13 protein-coding genes are annotated in these 16,064 nt (G+C 72.9%); 4 read left to right on the top strand and 9 right to left on the bottom strand.

Annotation, left to right across the window (positions count from 1 at the left end):
• Nucleotides 1–52 precede the first annotated feature (52 nt).
• Genes AC07DU_RS10875 through AC07DU_RS10860 form a run of 4 tightly spaced genes read left to right on the top strand, consistent with a single transcriptional unit; the run spans nt 53 to nt 3,211 of the window.
• Complete coding sequence (locus tag AC07DU_RS10875; protein WP_479110716.1) at nt 53–589, top strand: hypothetical protein; 537 nt, start codon at nt 53–55, stop codon at nt 587–589.
• Complete coding sequence (locus tag AC07DU_RS10870) at nt 586–1,026, top strand: ferritin-like domain-containing protein (RefSeq protein WP_479110715.1); 441 nt, start codon at nt 586–588, stop codon at nt 1,024–1,026. The genes AC07DU_RS10875 and AC07DU_RS10870 overlap by 4 nt, the downstream gene beginning before the upstream one ends.
• Nucleotides 1,027–1,060: 34 nt before the next feature.
• Nucleotides 1,061–1,963, top strand: a complete 903-nt coding sequence (locus AC07DU_RS10865; RefSeq protein WP_479110713.1) for an aminoglycoside phosphotransferase family protein — start codon at nt 1,061–1,063, stop codon at nt 1,961–1,963.
• 42 nt (nt 1,964–2,005) lie between these two features.
• Entirely contained in the window at nt 2,006–3,211 is a 1,206-nt protein-coding gene (locus AC07DU_RS10860; protein WP_479110711.1) for a slipin family protein, read from the top strand.
• A gap of 471 nt (nt 3,212–3,682) precedes the next feature.
• On the opposite strand, the gene AC07DU_RS10855 is transcribed toward AC07DU_RS10860, so the two are convergent.
• The 9 genes from AC07DU_RS10855 to AC07DU_RS10815 all read right to left on the bottom strand — a co-directional run bounded on the left by AC07DU_RS10855 (nt 3,683) and on the right by AC07DU_RS10815 (nt 15,920).
• The gene (locus AC07DU_RS10855; protein WP_453371946.1) at nt 3,683–5,380 is read right to left on the bottom strand and encodes a proline--tRNA ligase; all 1,698 of its coding nucleotides are present in this window, start codon (nt 5,378–5,380) and stop codon (nt 3,683–3,685) included.
• Between the two features lie 76 nt (nt 5,381–5,456).
• Nucleotides 5,457–5,999: a GNAT family N-acetyltransferase gene (locus tag AC07DU_RS10850; protein ID WP_360902972.1), complete on the bottom strand. Its 543-nt coding sequence runs from the start codon at nt 5,997–5,999 to the stop codon at nt 5,457–5,459.
• Nucleotides 6,000–6,059: 60 nt separating this feature from the next.
• Nucleotides 6,060–6,905, bottom strand: a complete 846-nt coding sequence (locus tag AC07DU_RS10845; protein ID WP_360902975.1) for a GNAT family N-acetyltransferase — start codon at nt 6,903–6,905, stop codon at nt 6,060–6,062.
• Nucleotides 6,906–7,042: 137 nt separating this feature from the next.
• The gene (ispG, locus tag AC07DU_RS10840) at nt 7,043–8,200 is read right to left on the bottom strand and encodes a flavodoxin-dependent (E)-4-hydroxy-3-methylbut-2-enyl-diphosphate synthase (RefSeq protein WP_360902978.1); all 1,158 of its coding nucleotides are present in this window, start codon (nt 8,198–8,200) and stop codon (nt 7,043–7,045) included.
• A gap of 176 nt (nt 8,201–8,376) precedes the next feature.
• Complete coding sequence (locus tag AC07DU_RS10835) at nt 8,377–9,678, bottom strand: M50 family metallopeptidase (protein WP_366864842.1); 1,302 nt, start codon at nt 9,676–9,678, stop codon at nt 8,377–8,379.
• Nucleotides 9,675–10,928 carry a 1-deoxy-D-xylulose-5-phosphate reductoisomerase gene (gene dxr, locus AC07DU_RS10830; protein WP_479110708.1) on the bottom strand — a complete coding sequence of 418 codons (1,254 nt, stop codon included), beginning with the start codon at nt 10,926–10,928 and terminating at the stop codon, nt 9,675–9,677. The genes AC07DU_RS10835 and dxr overlap by 4 nt, the downstream gene beginning before the upstream one ends.
• Before the next feature lie 20 nt (nt 10,929–10,948).
• On the bottom strand, nt 10,949–12,331 hold the full coding sequence (locus AC07DU_RS10825) for a serine/threonine-protein kinase (RefSeq protein WP_479110706.1): 1,383 nt from the start codon (nt 12,329–12,331) through the stop codon (nt 10,949–10,951).
• Nucleotides 12,332–12,379: 48 nt separating this feature from the next.
• Complete coding sequence (locus AC07DU_RS10820) at nt 12,380–14,323, bottom strand: acyl-CoA dehydrogenase family protein (protein ID WP_360902989.1); 1,944 nt, start codon at nt 14,321–14,323, stop codon at nt 12,380–12,382.
• Between the two features lie 151 nt (nt 14,324–14,474).
• A complete protein-coding gene (locus tag AC07DU_RS10815) occupies nt 14,475–15,920 on the bottom strand; it encodes an aldehyde dehydrogenase family protein (protein ID WP_453371951.1) in 1,446 nt (481 codons plus the stop codon).
• Nucleotides 15,921–16,064: the final 144 nt, after the last annotated feature.

Here is a 16,064-nt window from a genome sequence, read left to right as displayed (position 1 = left end):
GTGATCACACCCTGCCCCGCACCAGCCCGGTCATCACCCGAAGGACGCCGCCGTGCCCTGGACTCCGCCTTTGAGACCCTCGCGCAGGAGCCTGCTCACCGGCGCCGCCGGTGCGGTGGGCGCCGTACTGCTCACCGGGTGCTCCGACGACCGCCCGGCCGGTGGTGACACCGGAATTCCGCTCGAACGGCGGATGCGGGAGGCGGCCGTTCGTGACAGTGCGCGACTGCTGGAACGTTACGACGCCACCGCCGCCGCCCATCCGGCCCTGACCGGGCGGCTCGCGCCGCTGCGCGCCGCCGTCGCGGCGCACACCGCCGCCCTGTCCCCGACCCCTGCGGGCTTGCCGTCCCCCGCCGCGTCCGTCGCCGCAGGTGCGGCCGCGACCGCGGCGAGCGGCGAACCGGTGCCCCCGGTGGCCGCCGAGGCCCTGACCGCCCTCGCGGACGCCGAACGGAGCCTGTCCGAAGCCCGGACCATCGACCTGGCCGGAGCTCCGGGGGAGCTGGCGCGGATGCTGGCCTCGGTGGCCGCCTGCGGCGCCGTACACGCCCACCTGCTGACCTCCACCCCGGGAGCCGCTTCGTGAAGCCCGAACCCGCCGGCCCCGGCCCCGCCCTGGAGGCCGCGCAGGCCGCGCTCGCCGCCGAGCACGCGGCCTCCTACGGCTACGGGGTGATCGGAGCCCGCACCACCGGCGCCCGCGCGACCGAGGCCCGGGAGGCGTACGGCGCCCACCTCGCGCGGCGTGACGCGCTGATCCGGACCGTACGGGAGCTGGGGGGCGCGCCCCGGCCCTCGGAGGCGGCCTACGCCCTGCCCTTCGAGGTGCGCACCGCGGCCGACGCCGAGCGGCTGGCCGCCGACATCGAGGACCGGGTGGCGGGCGCGTACGCGGACCTGGTGCGGTCGGCGGAGGGCCCGCTGCGTCGGGAGGCGGCCGACGCGCTGAGCGCCGCGGCCGTGCGGTCGGCGCGCTGGCGCGGTGCAGGCGTAGCCTTCCCAGGGCTCCCGGAACGCGCGTAAGGAGCCCTCACCAGCTGAAAGGGACCACGCACGCATGGCTTTCGAACCGCCGCAGCGGCTTGTACGGGCGCTCGGCGAGATGCCGGGGACAGCGCAGGACGCGGACTGGCTGGGGCAGTTGCCCCGGCTCACCGAGGCCGCGCTCTCCCGGCGCGGGCTACGGGCCCAGCGGGTCCAGGCCCCCGGCGGCCGCAGCAGCGTGGTCGTCCTCGTGACGTACGCCGACGGGACCCCGGCCGCTCTGAAGCTGGCGCCGCCGCACGCCCGGCCCGACCGGGAGCTGGCCGCGCTGGCGCACTGGGGTGGCTTCGGGGCCGTACGGGTCCTCGACACCCGCCACCACGAGGAGGACGGGGCGCTGCTGCTGGAGCGGCTGCACCCGGAGGTGTCGCTGCGGTCGCTGCCGGAGACGAAGGCTCTGCTGGAGGCCAGCGGGACGCTGCGCAGGCTGTGGGTGGCGCCGCCGGCCGGGCACGGCTGGGAGACGGTGGCGGAGCGCACCGCGCTCCAGTCGCGGGCGCTTCGGGCGGCTCCGGCGGAGGTCCGGGCGCTGGCCGATACGGCCCTGGCGATGCGCGAGGAGCTGCTGACGGCCCCGCCGGAGGAACTGCTGCTGCACGGAAACTTCCGGCAGGGCAAGGTGCTGGCGGGCGAGCGCGCGCCGTGGCTGACGGTGGGCCCGGAACCGCTGGTCGGCGAGCGGGCGTACGACGTGGCGCGGCTGGTCCGGGACCGGCTGGAGGACCAGGTGGCCTCCTCGGCCGGGGCGGGCGGAGCCCGGCGCCGGGTGAACAAGCTGGCCGACGCGCTGGAGGTGGACCGGGAGCGGCTGCGGGGCTGGACGCTGTTCCGGGCTGTGGAGTCGGGGAACCGGGCACTGTCCGCGGGGCGGCGCCGGGACGCGGAGCTGCTGCTGGAGTTCGCCGCCTGGTTGTAGGGCATACCGTAGGAAAAGAGGTATGTCGGGCAGGGGGCCGTCATGGTCGAAGAACTGCTGACAGCGGGAATCGCCGCGGGCGTGGGCGTCGCGGCGTACCTGGGCGCCGCGGCCCGGGTGGTGAAGCAGTACGAGCGGGGTCTGGTCTTCCGCTTCGGTCGGCTGCGGGACGAGATCCGGCCGCCGGGCTTCACGGTGATCGTGCCCGGGGTGGACCGGCTGCGGAAGGTCAACATGCAGATCGTGACGCTGCCGGTGCCGGCCCAGGAAGGCATCACCCGGGACAACGTCACGGTGCGGGTGGACGCGGTCGTGTACTTCAAGGTCGTCGACCCGGCGAGTGCGGTCGTGGCGGTGGAGGACTACCGCTTCGCCGTCTCGCAGATGGCCCAGACCTCGCTCAGGTCGATCATCGGAAAGTCGGACCTGGACGATCTGCTGTCCAACCGGGAGATGCTCAACCAGGGCCTGGAGCTGATGATCGACAGCCCGGCGGTGGGCTGGGGCGTGCAGATCGACCGGGTCGAGATCAAGGACGTCTCGCTGCCGGAGACGATGAAGCGGTCGATGGCCCGGCAGGCGGAGGCGGACCGTGAGCGCCGGGCGAGGGTGATCAACGCCGATGCGGAGCTGCAGGCCTCGCACAAGCTGGCCGATGCGGCGGCGGTGATGTCGGACCAGCCGGCGGCGCTCCAGCTGCGCCTGCTCCAGACGGTGGTGGCGGTGGCCGCGGAGAAGAACTCCACCCTGGTCCTGCCGTTCCCGGTGGAACTACTGCGCTTCCTGGAACGCGCAGCCCCTTCGCCTGCGGCGACGCTCCCCGAACCCCCTGCGGCGACCCCGGGCCCCGGGGCGGTTCCGCCTGCGGCGCCGCTCCCCGAACGGGAGGCTACGGGCTCGGGCCCCGGCACACCCCTTCCGCCTGCGGCGATGCTCCCGGAACAGGAGGCTCCGGGCCCGGCCCCCGGCGGTGTCTCTTCCCCTGCGGCGACGCTCCCCGAACCCGCTGCGGCGCCCCCGGGCCCCGGGGCGGTTCCGCCTGCGGCGCCGCTCCCCGAACCGGAGGCGGCCACCGGCACGGGCTCCGGCGGGGCTTCGGGGGCGGCCGTCTCTCCCGAAGACCCGGCTGCGGTCGGCCCGGCTACCGAAGGCCCCGGGCCGGCCGCGGTCGACGACGTGCCGGGGGGCGGCTGGTCCCTGGACGGCTCGCCGCCGCCCGCGGCGGAGCCGGACCCGCCGCGCGGGTAGGCGCCCGCTGCGCGGAGCCGTACCCCACCCCGCCCTTCCACCGTTTCCCCGGGCTCCGCCCGGACCCGCGCCTCAATCGCCGGCGAGGCTGAGATGTGCCCGGGCAGCGCGGACGGCGCCAGCCGGATCCGCCCCCGCCGAGGTTTGAGGCAACGGGGTCCGGGCCCAGGGCAGAACCCGTCTCGCCAGCCCATTCAGCCCCGCCGACGCTTGAGGCGCGCGGTCCGGGCCCAGGGCAGAACCCGTTTCGCCAGCCCATTCAGCCCCGCCGGCGTTTGAGGCGCGGGGTCGGGGGCGGAGCCCCGGTCTTTCAGCCCCGCCGGCGTTTGAGGCGCCCGGCGCGGGGCCGGGCTGCGGTGCTTCAGCCTCGCCGGCGATTGAGGCGCGGGGTTCGGGGCGGAGCCCCGGTCTTTCGGCCTCGACCGCGCTGGAGGCGGGCGGCGGGCCGGGCCTCGGCCGGGGGCGGTGGGGTTAGGGCGTCAGGCGGGACAGGGCCTCCGTCAGGGGGAGTTCCTCGCGGGTGCCGGCCGCGCGGTTCTGGAGCTCGACCACCGACTCCGCGGAGCGACGGCCCGCCACCAGGATCCACGGCACGCCGATCAGCTCCGCGTCCGTGAGCTTCACGCCGGGCGACAGGCCCGGGCGGTCGTCCAGCAGGACCCGCCGCCCCGCCGCGGCCAGCGCGGTGGCGGCCTCCTCCGCCAGCGCGAGCGGCACGGCCTTGCCCGCCGCCACCACGTGGACATCGGCCGGGGCCACCTCCGCCGGCCAGCACAGCCCGCGCTCGTCCGCCGTCTGCTCGGCCAGGGCCGCCACCGCGCGGGAGACGCCGATGCCGTACGAGCCCATCGTGACCCGTACCGGCTTGCCCTCCTTGCCCAGCACGTCCAGGCCGAACGCGTCCGCGTACTTGCGGCCCAGCTGGAAGATGTGGCCGATCTCGATCGCCCGGTCCAGCTTCAGGGCCGCCCCGCAGGACGGGCAGGGGTCGCCCGGTTCCACGACCACCACGTCCAGGTACCGGTCCACCTCGAAGTCGCGCCCGCAGACCACGTTCCGGGCGTGCGTGTCCGCCTTGTTGGCCCCGGTCACCCACGAAGTGCCGGGCGCGACACGGGGATCGGCGATGTACCGGACCTTGTCCAGGCCCTGCGGGCCCACGTAGCCGCGTACCAGATCGGGCCGGTCCACGAAGTCCTCGGCCGTCACCAACTCCACCACGGCCGGGGCCAGGTGCTCGCCCAGTTTGCCGAGGTCCACCTCCCGGTCGCCCGGTACGCCCACGGCCACGATCTCGCCGTCCACCTTCACCAGCAGGTTCTTCAGCGTCGCCGAGGCGGGCACCCCCAGGTGCGCCGCCAGGGTCTCGATCGTCGGGGTGTCCGGGGTGTCCACCTCCTCCAGCGCGGGGTGCTCCCCCGCCGCCGGTACCAGGGCGAAGGTCACGGCCTCCGTGTTCGCCGCGTAGTCGCAGGAGGGGCAGTCCACGAAGGTGTCCTCGCCCGCCTCCGCCGGGGCCAGGAACTCCTCCGACGCCGAGCCGCCCATCGCCCCCGACACCGCCGACACGATCCGGTGGTCCAGCCCGAGCCGGGTGAAGATGCGGACGTACGCCTCGCGGTGGAGCCGGTAGGACTCCGCCAGGCCCTCGTCGGACACGTCGAAGGAGTACGAGTCCTTCATCTGGAACTCGCGCCCACGCAGCACCCCCGAGCGGGGCCGCGCCTCGTCCCGGTACTTGGTCTGGATCTGGTACAGCATGACCGGCAGGTCCTTGTACGAGGTGCACTGGTCCTTCACCACCAGCGTGAAGATCTCCTCGTGGGTCGGACCGAGCAGGTAGTCCGCGCCCTTGCGGTCCTTGAGGCGGAACAGCAGGTCCCCGTACTCCGACCACCGTCCGCTGACCTCGTACGGCTCCCTCGGCAGCAGGGCCGGGAGCAGCACCTCCTGGGCCCCGATCGCGTCCATCTCCTCGCGGACGACGCGCGAGACGTTGTCCAGGACCCGCTTGCCGAGCGGCAGCCACGTCCACACCCCGGCCGAGCTGCGCCGGACATAGCCGGCGCGGACCAGGAGCCGGTGGCTGAGGGTCTCGGCGTCGGCCGGGTCCTCGCGGAGGGTCTTGGCCATGAGGCGGGACATGCGCTGCACGTGAGAAGTGGACATGACGGGAGGCTACCGGGGCCCCTCGCGGCCCCGGAAATCAATTCAGGGCCGGCCGGGGCTCCAGGTCAGGGCCGCCTCAGCGCCTCTTCAGCGGCAGCGGGGCGCCCATCACCGCGTACGGGAGGCTCGCGCTCGGGAAGTGGACCTGCCGGGCGAGGTCGGCGTAGCCGAGGGCCCGGTAGAGCCCGCGGGCGGGGCTCTCGGTGTCGATGGCGGAGAGGATCGAACGGGGCTCGGCGGCGCCGTCGGTGATGCGGGTGATCAGCTCGCGGCCGACGCCGTGGCCCTGGAAGCCGGGGTGGACGTGCAGCTCGGTGATCACGAAGGAGTCGTCGAGCCAGTCCTCGTGCCCGCCGGCCCGCAGGTACGGCGCGACGATCGTGGACCACCAGTGCGTCCGGTCGTTCGGCATGCCGTAGACGAAGCCGGTGAGCGCACCGTCCTCGGTGAACGCCCCCAGGGCCCGGGCTCCGCGGCAGGTCATGTGGCGCTGGACGATGTAGCGCCGGATGCCGACCTCCTCCTCGCTGAGGCCGAAGGCGACGGCCTGCACGCGCAGGGCCTCGTCCACGCGGGCGGCGAGGTCGAGAGGGCCGATGCGGAGTCCGGTAGGGAGCATGCGGCGACCTTACTTCCGGTACGTCCGCGCCGGAATGCCGTCAGCCGGATCTTGTCCGGTTCAGAAGAGGACGCTCATGAACGCGCCGACCTCCTGGAAGCCGACGCGCCGGTACGAGGCCCGCGCGGCGGTGTTGAAGTCGTTCACGTAGAGGCTGACCACGGGGGCCACGTCCCGCAGCGCGTAGGCGACGACGGCGGCCATCCCGGCCTCGGAGTGCCCCCGGCCGCGGAACTCGGGGGCCACCCACACGCCCTGGATCTGGCAGGCGCGGGCGGTGGCGGCGCCGATCTCCGCCTTGAAGACGACCGTGCCGTCCTCGACGCGGGCGAAGGAGCGGCCGCCGGCGACCAGCTCCGCGACGCGGGCCTGGTAGAGCAGGCCCCCGTCACCGGCCATCGGGGAGACGCCGACCTCCTCGGTGAACATGGCCACGCAGGCGGGCATGATCAGGTCCATCTCGTCCTTGCGGACCCGGCGGACCAGGGGGTCGGGCGCGATCGTGGTGGACGGGCTCTCGATGGTCATGAGCGGCTGGTGGGGGCGGACCTCGCGGGCCGGTCCCCAGCTGGGCTCCAGGAGCTGCCACAGCAGCCGGGTGGGCCCGGCCGGACCGACGATGGAGGAGCACCGGCGGCCGGTGCGGCGGGCCCGGTCGGCGAAGGCCCGTACGGCGTCCGGCTCGGCGCAGACGGGAACCAGGTTGGCGCCCGCGTAGCAGAGCGAGCGCAGCTCGCCGTGGGCGTACCAGCCCCACATCTCGCCGCCCAGGCGCCAGGGGTCGAGCCCGGCGACCTGGACCCGGGAGGCGACGAAGGCGTTCTCGACCGGCTCGCGTCCGAGGATCTCGAGCGCGGCGTCGAGATCACTGGGCTCAAGGACCCGGGTGGTGGTCTGCGTCAACACTGGGGCCTCACCATGCAAGTCGCTGATCTCCGCACTGTACCCGGCGATACCTGACGATGCCGCGTCCGCGGTCACGGAAAAGCCCCGGCCCCGCCCGCGAGCTGCGGGAACGGGGCCGGGGCGGCACCTCGCGGTGCTTAGACTCCGATGGCGACGGTCGGTTCGCCGCTCATCACGCCGTCCTTCTCCATCTGCTCGGCGATCTTCATCGCCTCTTCGATGAGGGTCTCCACGATCTTCGACTCGGGGACGGTCTTGATGACCTCGCCCTTGACGAAGATCTGGCCCTTGCCGTTGCCGGAGGCGACGCCGAGGTCGGCCTCGCGGGCCTCGCCCGGGCCGTTGACGACGCAGCCCATGACCGCGACGCGCAGCGGGACCTCCATGCCCTCCAGGCCCGCCGTGACCTCCTCGGCCAGCTTGTAGACGTCCACCTGGGCCCGCCCGCAGGACGGGCAGGAGACGATCTCCAGGCGGCGCGGCTTGAGGTTCAGGGACTCCAGGATCTGGATGCCGACCTTGACCTCCTCGACCGGCGGGGCCGAGAGGGAGACGCGGATGGTGTCGCCGATGCCCTCGGAGAGCAGCGCGCCGAAGGCGACGGCGGACTTGATGGTGCCCTGGAAGGCGGGGCCGGCCTCGGTGACGCCGAGGTGCAGCGGGTAGTCGCAGGCGGCGGCGAGCTGGCGGTAGGCGTTGACCATCACGACCGGGTCGTTGTGCTTGACCGAGATCTTGATGTCGCTGAAGCCGTGCTCCTCGAAGAGGGAGGCCTCCCACAGCGCGGACTCGACCAGCGCCTCCGGGGTGGCCTTGCCGTACTTCTTCAGCAGCCGGGCGTCGAGCGAGCCCGCGTTGACGCCGATGCGGATCGGGGTGCCCGCGTCCTTGGCGGCCCGCGCGATCTCCTTGACCTTGTCGTCGAACTGCTTGATGTTGCCCGGGTTCACGCGGACCGCGGCGCAGCCGGCGTCGATCGCGGCGAACACGTACTTCGGCTGGAAGTGGATGTCGGCGATGACCGGGATCTGCGACTTCTTCGCGATCACGGCGAGTGCGTCGGCGTCGTCCTGGGTCGGGCAGGCCACGCGGACGATGTTGCAGCCGGAGGCGGTCAGCTCGGCGATCTGCTGGAGCGTGGCGCCGATGTCGGAGGTACGGGTGGTGGTCATCGACTGCACCGATACGGGTGCGTCGCCACCGACGGCCACGGAACCGACCTGGATCTTGCGGCTGACCCTGCGGTCGGCAAGCTTCGTCGGCACGGCCGGCATTCCGAGAGAGATGGCAGTCATCTGCTGTGCAACCCCAAGGTGTGGATCAAGGTCCCGAATTCGGCGGGCTCCAGCCTTCGAGATTACGCCAAGCCCGGCGGCCCCCGTGCATCCGAGGGGGTGTGCCACCCGAATGCGGGGAGCCGGGCACGATGCGTGCCCGGCTCCGGTGGATCTGTGGCAGGACGGTCCGAGGGCTAGGTGATCTTGATCGGGTTCACCACGTCCGCGACCATCACCAGCACGGTGAAGCAGATGAACACGCCGGCGACGACGTACGCGACGGGCATCAGCTTCGCCACGTCGAACGGACCGGGGTCGGGACGCCGGAAGATCCGCGCCACGGTGCGCCGGACCGACTCCCACAGGGCGCCGGCGATGTGCCCGCCGTCGAGCGGGAGCAGGGGCAGCATGTTGAACAGGAACAGCGAGAGGTTGAAGGCGGCCAGCAGGTTCAGGAAGAACACCAGCATGTGGCTGGCCGGGATGTCGAGGGCGAAGATCTCACCGCTGACCCGCGCCGCGCCGACGACGCCCATCGGGCTGTCCTGCTTGCGCTCGGCCCCGTTGAAGGCCGCGTTCCACAGGTCGGGGACCTTGGCCGGCAGGTCGACCAGCGACTGCACGCCGGCCTCCATCATCTCGCCCATGCGGTCGACGGACTGGCCGAAGGACTGCGGGACGTAACCCTGGGCGGGGGCGAAGCCCAGGAAGCCCGCGGTGACGTACTGGTCCTTGACGTACTTGCCGCTGCCGTCCGTCTTGGCGACCTTGTTCTCGATCAGGTTGGCCGTGAGGTCCATGCGCCGGCCGGCCCGCTCGACGGTGATCGTGGCGGGACCGACGGTGGCGCGGATGTCCTTCTGCAGGGCCGACCAGTCGCCTACGGCGCGGCCGTTGAAGGCGACGATCTTGTCGCCCGCCTGCAGGCCCGCCGCCTTGGCGGGGGCGGCCGGGTCCCCGGGAGCGCACTTGTCGCGCTTCTCGCTCTGCTGGATGACGCAGTCGGAGACCGTGGCGACCGAGGTGGTCTGGGTGTTCAGCCCGAAGGTCATCAGCGTGGTGAGGAAGATCGCCACGGCCAGGACCAGGTTCATGAAGGGGCCGGCGAACATCACGATCACGCGTTTCCACGGCTTGCGCGTGTAGAAGAGCCGGCTCTCGTCGCCGGGCTGGAGCTCCTCGTACGCGGCCGAGCGCGCGTCCTCGATCATGGACCGGAACGGCGAGGTGGAGCGGGCGGTGACCCGGCCGTCCTCGCCCGGCGGGAACATCCCGATCATGCGGATGTAGCCGCCCATGGGGATGGCCTTGATCCCGTACTCGGTCTCGCCCTTCCTCCGGGACCAGATGGTCGGGCCGAAGCCCACCATGTACTGCGGCACGCGAATGCCGAAGAGCTTGGCCGTGGACAGGTGCCCCAGTTCGTGCCAGGCGATGGAGACCAGCAGCCCGACGAAGAAGACCACGATCCCGAGCACCGTCATCAGTAGTGTCATGCGCGCGCCTCCGCGGCGGCCCGAGCCGCCATTTCCCGCGCCCGGGCCCTGGCCCAGGCCTCCGCTTCAAGGACGTCCTGGACGGTCAGGGAAGTTCCCGACTCCGGCGTCCCGTGCTCATCGACCACGGCAGAGACCGTATCCATGATTGCTGTGAACGGCAGCCGACCGGCCAGGAAAGCCTCCACGCACTCCTCGTTGGCCGCGTTGAACACGGCCGGAGCGGTGCCGCCGAGGGTGCCGACGTGCCGGGCCAGGCCCACCGCGGGGAAGGCCTCCGTGTCCAGCGGGAAGAACTCCCAGGTGGAGGCCTTGGTCCAGTTGAAGGCGGGGGCCGCGTCCGGGATCCGCTGCGGCCAGCCCAGGCCGATGGCGATGGGGCCGCGCATGTCCGGCGGGGTGGCCTGGGCGAGCGTGGATCCGTCCGTGAACTCCACCATCGAGTGCACGTAGGACTGGGGGTGGACCACGACCTCGATGCGGTCGAAGGGGATGTCGTAGAGCAGGTGCGCCTCGATGACCTCCAGCCCCTTGTTGACCAGGGTCGCGCTGTTCACGGTGATGACCGGACCCATCGCCCAGGTGGGGTGCGCGAGCGCGTCCTTCACCGTGACGGCCGCCAGCTCGGCGCGGGTGCGGCCGCGGAAGGGCCCGCCGGAGGCGGTGACCACGAGCTTGCGCACGTCGGCGCGGGTGCCGGCGGCGAGCGCCTGGAAGAGCGCCGCGTGCTCGGAGTCCACCGGGATGATCTGGCCGGGCCGCGCGAGGTCCTTCACCAGCGGGCCGCCGACGATCAGCGACTCCTTGTTGGCGAGGGCCAGGGTGCGGCCCGCCCGCAGCGCGGCGAGGGTGGGCGCGAGACCGATGGAGCCGGTGATGCCGTTGAGCACGGTGTGGCACTGGGAGGCGGCGAGTTCGGTCGCCGCGTCGGGGCCGGCCAGGATCTCGGGCATCGGCTCGGAGGGACCGTACTGGGCGCTCAGCGCCTCTTTCAGGGCCGGTACGACGTCCTCGCGGGCGACGGCCACCTTCTCGACCCGCAGCTGCCGGGCCTGTTCGGCCAGCAGCCCGACGCGTCCGCCGGCGGCGGACAGCGCGGTGACCCGGAACCGGTCGGGGTTGCGCAGGGCGAGATCGATGGCCTGGGTGCCGATGGATCCCGTGGACCCCAGGATGACGATGTCCCGGCGGCCGGCCGCGGGGTCGAAGAGGAGGTGCGGATCGGCGAGGGGGGCTGGACGGTCGCTCATACCCCCATTGTTGCCGGAAGTCAGATCGGCTCGGACACGGAGCCCCCCTCCGTGACCCGCAGGAGCAGGTGCGGGAGCGTTCCGGCGAAGTCCGGGAGCGTGAGGGCCACGCGCCACCAGGCGTCCGGATCGGCGCCGAGGGCCAGCGCGAAGAGCCGGTCGGCCTCGGCGTGCGCGTCGAGCACCGGCGCGGTCCAGTCGTGCCGGTCGGGGTGGTGCACGTCGCCCAGCCAGTGGTCCTCGTCCAGGGCCCAGCAGGCGGGCGCCTTGTGCCGGATCACGTCCTGCCCGGTGAGCAGCCCGCGGGCCAGGCAGTCGCGCACCCACCGGATGTCCTCCTGAACGGACTCCATGGGCACCGCGAGGCTGGCCAGGGCCAGTTCGCGGTCCACTCCGCCCGCGGTGGGCTCGGCGGCCCTCGGGGTCAGGGAGCGCACCGCCGCGGCGAGCCCGATGACCTCGGGCTCGCCGGCCGCCCCGGCCGCCCCGGCCGCCTCCGGCAGGGTCCCCCGCACGATCCGGGCCACGAGCACCGGCAGGGTGCCGGGAAAGGCGGGGGCGCAGCGGAGCAGCTCGGCCCAGAGCCGGGGGTCGTCGCGCAGGGGGCGCAGCGCCCGTACGACGGCCGTCCGCATTCCCGCCCGCTCGGGGAGGGTCCAGCGCAGTCCCCTGGCCCCGGAGAGGTCCGCGAGCAGCAGGGTGCGGTGCGCGGGGGCGACGTGGGCGACGAGCTCGTCGAAGGTGAGCAGGCCCATCCGGACGGCCCGGACGGCGGGCCGGTACCACCGGTACCCGGACGCCTCCTGCGCGCCGGCGTCGAGGAGCGAACGGCAGACGCCGGAGGGCAGGCCGCCGACGAGCAGCAAGGCCTCGACCGCGGTGGGCGGCAGCGGGTCGCGGGCGTGTTCGCGCAGCAGCGTCGCGGTGTCCAGGGCGGGGTGCGGCATCCGCAGCAGGGTGAGGGGGATCCGGGGGCTGCGGCCGTGCCGGCGCAGCAGCGCGATCAGCTCGTCGGTGGTGAACGGCCCGGGGCCGACCGCCCCCAGCAGTTCGGGCGAGGGCCCGGGGCGGGCGGCGTAGCGTGCGGGGCCCGGCAGGCCGGGCAGCGGCCGTCCGACGACGCGCGGGTTGCGGGCGATGAAGTGCCGGTCGGCCTCGCCGCCGTGGCGCAGCAGGAGGGTGACGGTCGAGGCGGAGAGCCACTCGTCCCGGCACAGGTACTTGCGGGTGGGCCAGTCGAGCCGGCCGATCAGGTCGGTGACGACGTGGTCCGGTGCGTGGCGCAGCAGGTGCGCCACGCACCAGGCCAGCCGTCGGCTGGTGCGGTCTTCCTCGGCCGTCGCCATCGTTCTCGTCCGCCTCGTGCTGTGCTCGTACGGGCTGTGCCAGTACACGACCGGCACCCGTACTCATCCTCGTACGCCCGTCCGGCGTCCGGCGATGATCGCAGGTCAGCGGAGGGGGCGGTGCACGTTTTTCCGGGTGGAGGGTCCGGGGGCGGCGTCCGCGATCCAGGGGCCGTCGCCGGAGGGGTCGAGGACCCCGTCCTCCAGCCAGGTGTAGGTGCCGGACAGGACGCCCGCGACGACCTTGCGGTCGAGGTCGTCGGTGTTGGACCAGAGCCGGCCGAAGAGCTCCTCCACGCGCAGCCGGGACTGCTCGCAGAAGGCGTCGGCCAGCTGGTACGCCTCGCGGCCGTGCTCGCCGGCGGCGCGCAGGTGCTCGGCGCGGACGCAGGCCGCGCTCATCGCGAACAGTTCGGCGCCGATGTCGACGATCCGGCCGAGGAAGCCCTGCTTGGTCTCCATGCGGCCCTGCCAGCGGGACATGGCGTAGAAGGTGGAGCGGGCGAGTTTGCGGGCGCTGCGCTCGACATAGCGCAGGTGGGTGGCGAGGTCGGGGTGGCCGCTGGGGTGGAAGGCGCGGTAGGTGCCGGGGACCTGGCCGGGGCCGGTGGCCAGCTTGGGCAGCCAGCGGGCGTAGAACCCGGCGGCGCGGGCACCGGCCCTGGCCTTGTCGCCGAGCGCCTTGTCGGGGTCGATGAGGTCGCCGGCCACCGAGAGGTGGGCGTCGACGGCCTCGCGGGCGATCAGCAGGTGCATGATCTCCGTCGAGCCCTCGAAGATCCGGTTGATGCGCAGGTCGCGGAGCATCTGCTCGGCGGGGACGGCGCGCTCGCCGCGGGCGGCGAGGGACTCGGCGGTCTCGAAGCCGCGGCCGCCGCGGATCTGGACCAGCTCGTCGGCCATCAGGCAGGCCATCTCGGAGCCGTAGAGCTTGGCGAGGGCGGCCTCGATGCGGATGTCGTTGCGATCCTCGTCGGCCATCTGGGAGGCGAGGTCGACGACCGCTTCGAGCGCGAAGGTGGTGGCGGCGATGAAGGAGATCTTGGCGCCGACCGCCTCGTGCCGGGCGACCGGGCGCCCCCACTGCTCGCGGACGCCGGACCACTCGCGGGCGATCTTCAGGCACCACTTCCCGGCGCCGACGCACATGGCGGGCAGCGACAGCCGGCCGGTGTTGAGGGTGGTCAGGGCGATCTTGAGCCCGGCGCCCTCGGCGCCGATGCGCTGGTCGGCGGGGACCCGCACCCGGTGGAAGCGGGTGACGCCGTTCTCCAGGCCGCGCAGGCCCATGAAGGCGTTGCGGTGCTCGACGGTGATCCCCGGCGAGTCGGCCTCGACGACGAAGGCGGTGATCCCGCCGCGGTGGTTCTCGGACTTCGGGACCCGGGCCATCACGACGAGCAGGTCCGCGACGACCCCGTTGGTGGTCCACAGCTTCACGCCGTCGAGGACGTAGGCGTCCTCGCCGTCGGGCACGGCGGTGGTGGCCAGCCGGGCCGGGTCGGATCCCACATCGGGTTCGGTGAGGAGGAAGGCGCTGATGGCGGTGGTGGCGCAGCGCGGAAGGTAGGCGTCCTTCTGTTCCTGCGTGCCGAACATCTTCAGCGGCTGGGGGACGCCGATCGACTGGTGGGCCGAGAGCAGGGCGCCGATGGCCGGGCTCACCGAGCCGACCAGGGCGAGCGCCTTGTTGTAGTAGACCTGGGTGAGGCCCAGGCCCCCGTACTTGGGGTCGATCTTCATGCCGAGGGCGCCGAGCTCCTTGAGCCCGCGCACGGTCTCGTCGGGGATCTTCGCCTCGCGCTCGATGCGCGCGCCGTCGATCGAGCTCTCGCAAAACTCCCGCAGCCGGGCCAGGAAGGCCTCGCCGCGCCGCACGTCCTCGTCGGCGGGGAGCGGGTGGGGGTGGATCAGGTCGAGCCTGAACCGCCCGAGGAAGAGTTCCTTGGCGAAGCTGGGTTTGCGCCAGTCCTGTTCCCTGGCCGCTTCCGCGACCTGCCGTGCCTCGCGTTCGGTCACCTTGGGCTGTACGGGCTGTGTTGCGGACATGAGGGGCCTCACCTCGCCGCCGAGTCGGGTACACCGGATTACCAGCCGGTGCTACCTGTGAGTCGTACCCCGTTCACGCCTCCGGGAAAAGGGGGACGGCCTGGACCCCCGCACAGTAGGTCCAGGCCGTCGGCTCTTTGGCCGTACGAGATCAGATGTCGAGGCCGGTCAGGACCAGGACTCGCTCGTACGTGTAGTCGTCCATCGCGTAGCGGACGCCCTCGCGGCCCACGCCCGACTGCTTGACGCCGCCGTAGGGCATCTGGTCGGCGCGGTAGGACGGCGCGTCGCCGACGACGACACCGCCGACCTCCAGCTCGCGGTGGGCGCGGAACGCGGTCTGGATGTTCCGCGTGAAGACGCCGGTCTGCAGGCCGAACTTCGAGTCGTTGACGGCGGCGAAGGCCTCGTCGGTGTTCTCGACCTTCTGCAGCGTCAGGACCGGGCCGAAGACCTCCTCGGTGGCGAGCTTGACGCCGTCCGGGACGTGCGCGATGACGGTGGGCTCGTACGAGGCACCCGTGCGCTTGCCACCGGTGAGCAGCTTGGCTCCGGCGGACACGGCCTCGTCGACCCAGGACTCGACGCGCTGGGCGGCGGCCTCGGAGACGAGGGGGCCGACGTCGGTGGCGGAGTCGGACGGGTCGCCGGTGACCTGGGCCTGGACCTTCGCGACGACCTTCTCGACGAGGCGGTCGTAGACGGAGGCGTCGGCGATCACGCGCTGCACGGAGATGCAGGACTGGCCGGCCTGGTAGTTCGAGAAGGTCGCGATGCGGGTCGCGGCCCAGTCGAGGTCGGCCTCGGAGGACCAGTCGTCCAGGACGACGGCCGCGGCGTTGCCGCCGAGCTCCAGGGTGCAGTGCTTGTGCGGCACCGACTGCTGGATGGCGTAGCCGACGGTGTCGGAACCGGTGAAGGAGATCACGGGCAGACGCTCGTCCTTGACCAGGGCGGGCATCTTGTCGTTCGCGACCGGCAGGACCGACCAGGAGCCGGCCGGGAGGTCGGTCTCGGCGAGCAGCTCACCCAGGATCAGCCCGGACAGGGGCGTGGCCGGGGCGGGCTTCAGGATGATCGGCGCGCCGACGGCGATGGCCGGGGCCACCTTGTGGGCGCACAGGTTCAGCGGGAAGTTGAACGGCGCGATGCCGAGGACCGGACCCTTGACGAAGCGGCGGGTCAGCGCGAGGCGGCCGACGCCACCGGCGTCGGTGTCGAGGCGCTGGGCCTCTCCGCCGTTGAAGCGGCGGGCCTCTTCGGCGGCGAAGCGGAACACGGACACCGCACGGCCGACCTCGCCGCGCGCCCACTTGATCGGCTTGCCGTTCTCGGCGGAGATCAGCTGGGCGATCTCCTCGGTGCGCTCCGCGAGCCGCTTGGACACGTGGTCCAGGGCTGCGGCCCGTACGTGGGCGGGGGTCGCGGAGAACTCCGCCGTCACGGCGTGCGCCGCGGCCACGGCCTCTTCGACCTGCTCGTCGGTGGGCACGCTGACGACGCCGACGAGGCGTCCGTCCCACGGGGAGTGGACGTCGAAGCTGTCCTCGCCGGTGGCCTGGCGGCCGGCGAGCCAGAAGGCGTGGGTGGAAGTCATGCGAATCCCGGCCCTTCGGAGTGTGCGGTCGTCTTGTCCCCTCCACGGTAGGACGCCGTCGGCGTTTGGGCGTTTGTCCCTGATGGAGCGGCGGGTCGCCGGGCTTCGCCGGTTTGTCACTGTCGCCCCGGCGGGTCCGCCGCC

The organism is Streptomyces sp. NPDC045695 (genome assembly GCF_056432025.1).
Note: the sequence above shows the minus strand (reverse complement) of the source record. Positions and strands in the feature narration are given on the sequence as shown.

What these genes read in the sequence shown, in the direction of transcription:
- AC07DU_RS10855 (WP_453371946.1), bottom strand. Translation starts at nt 5,380, where the DNA reads ATGTCCACTTCTCACGTGCAGCGCATGTCCCGCCTCATGGCCAAGACC.
- AC07DU_RS10850 (WP_360902972.1), bottom strand. Translation starts at nt 5,999, where the DNA reads ATGCTCCCTACCGGACTCCGCATCGGCCCTCTCGACCTCGCCGCCCGC.
- AC07DU_RS10860 (WP_479110711.1), top strand. Translation starts at nt 2,006, where the DNA reads ATGGTCGAAGAACTGCTGACAGCGGGAATCGCCGCGGGCGTGGGCGTC.
- AC07DU_RS10820 (WP_360902989.1), bottom strand. Translation starts at nt 14,323, where the DNA reads ATGTCCGCAACACAGCCCGTACAGCCCAAGGTGACCGAACGCGAGGCA.
- ispG (WP_360902978.1), bottom strand. Translation starts at nt 8,200, where the DNA reads ATGACTGCCATCTCTCTCGGAATGCCGGCCGTGCCGACGAAGCTTGCC.
- AC07DU_RS10815 (WP_453371951.1), bottom strand. Translation starts at nt 15,920, where the DNA reads ATGACTTCCACCCACGCCTTCTGGCTCGCCGGCCGCCAGGCCACCGGC.
- AC07DU_RS10835 (WP_366864842.1), bottom strand. Translation starts at nt 9,678, where the DNA reads ATGACACTACTGATGACGGTGCTCGGGATCGTGGTCTTCTTCGTCGGG.
- dxr (WP_479110708.1), bottom strand. Translation starts at nt 10,928, where the DNA reads ATGAGCGACCGTCCAGCCCCCCTCGCCGATCCGCACCTCCTCTTCGAC.
- AC07DU_RS10865 (WP_479110713.1), top strand. Translation starts at nt 1,061, where the DNA reads ATGGCTTTCGAACCGCCGCAGCGGCTTGTACGGGCGCTCGGCGAGATG.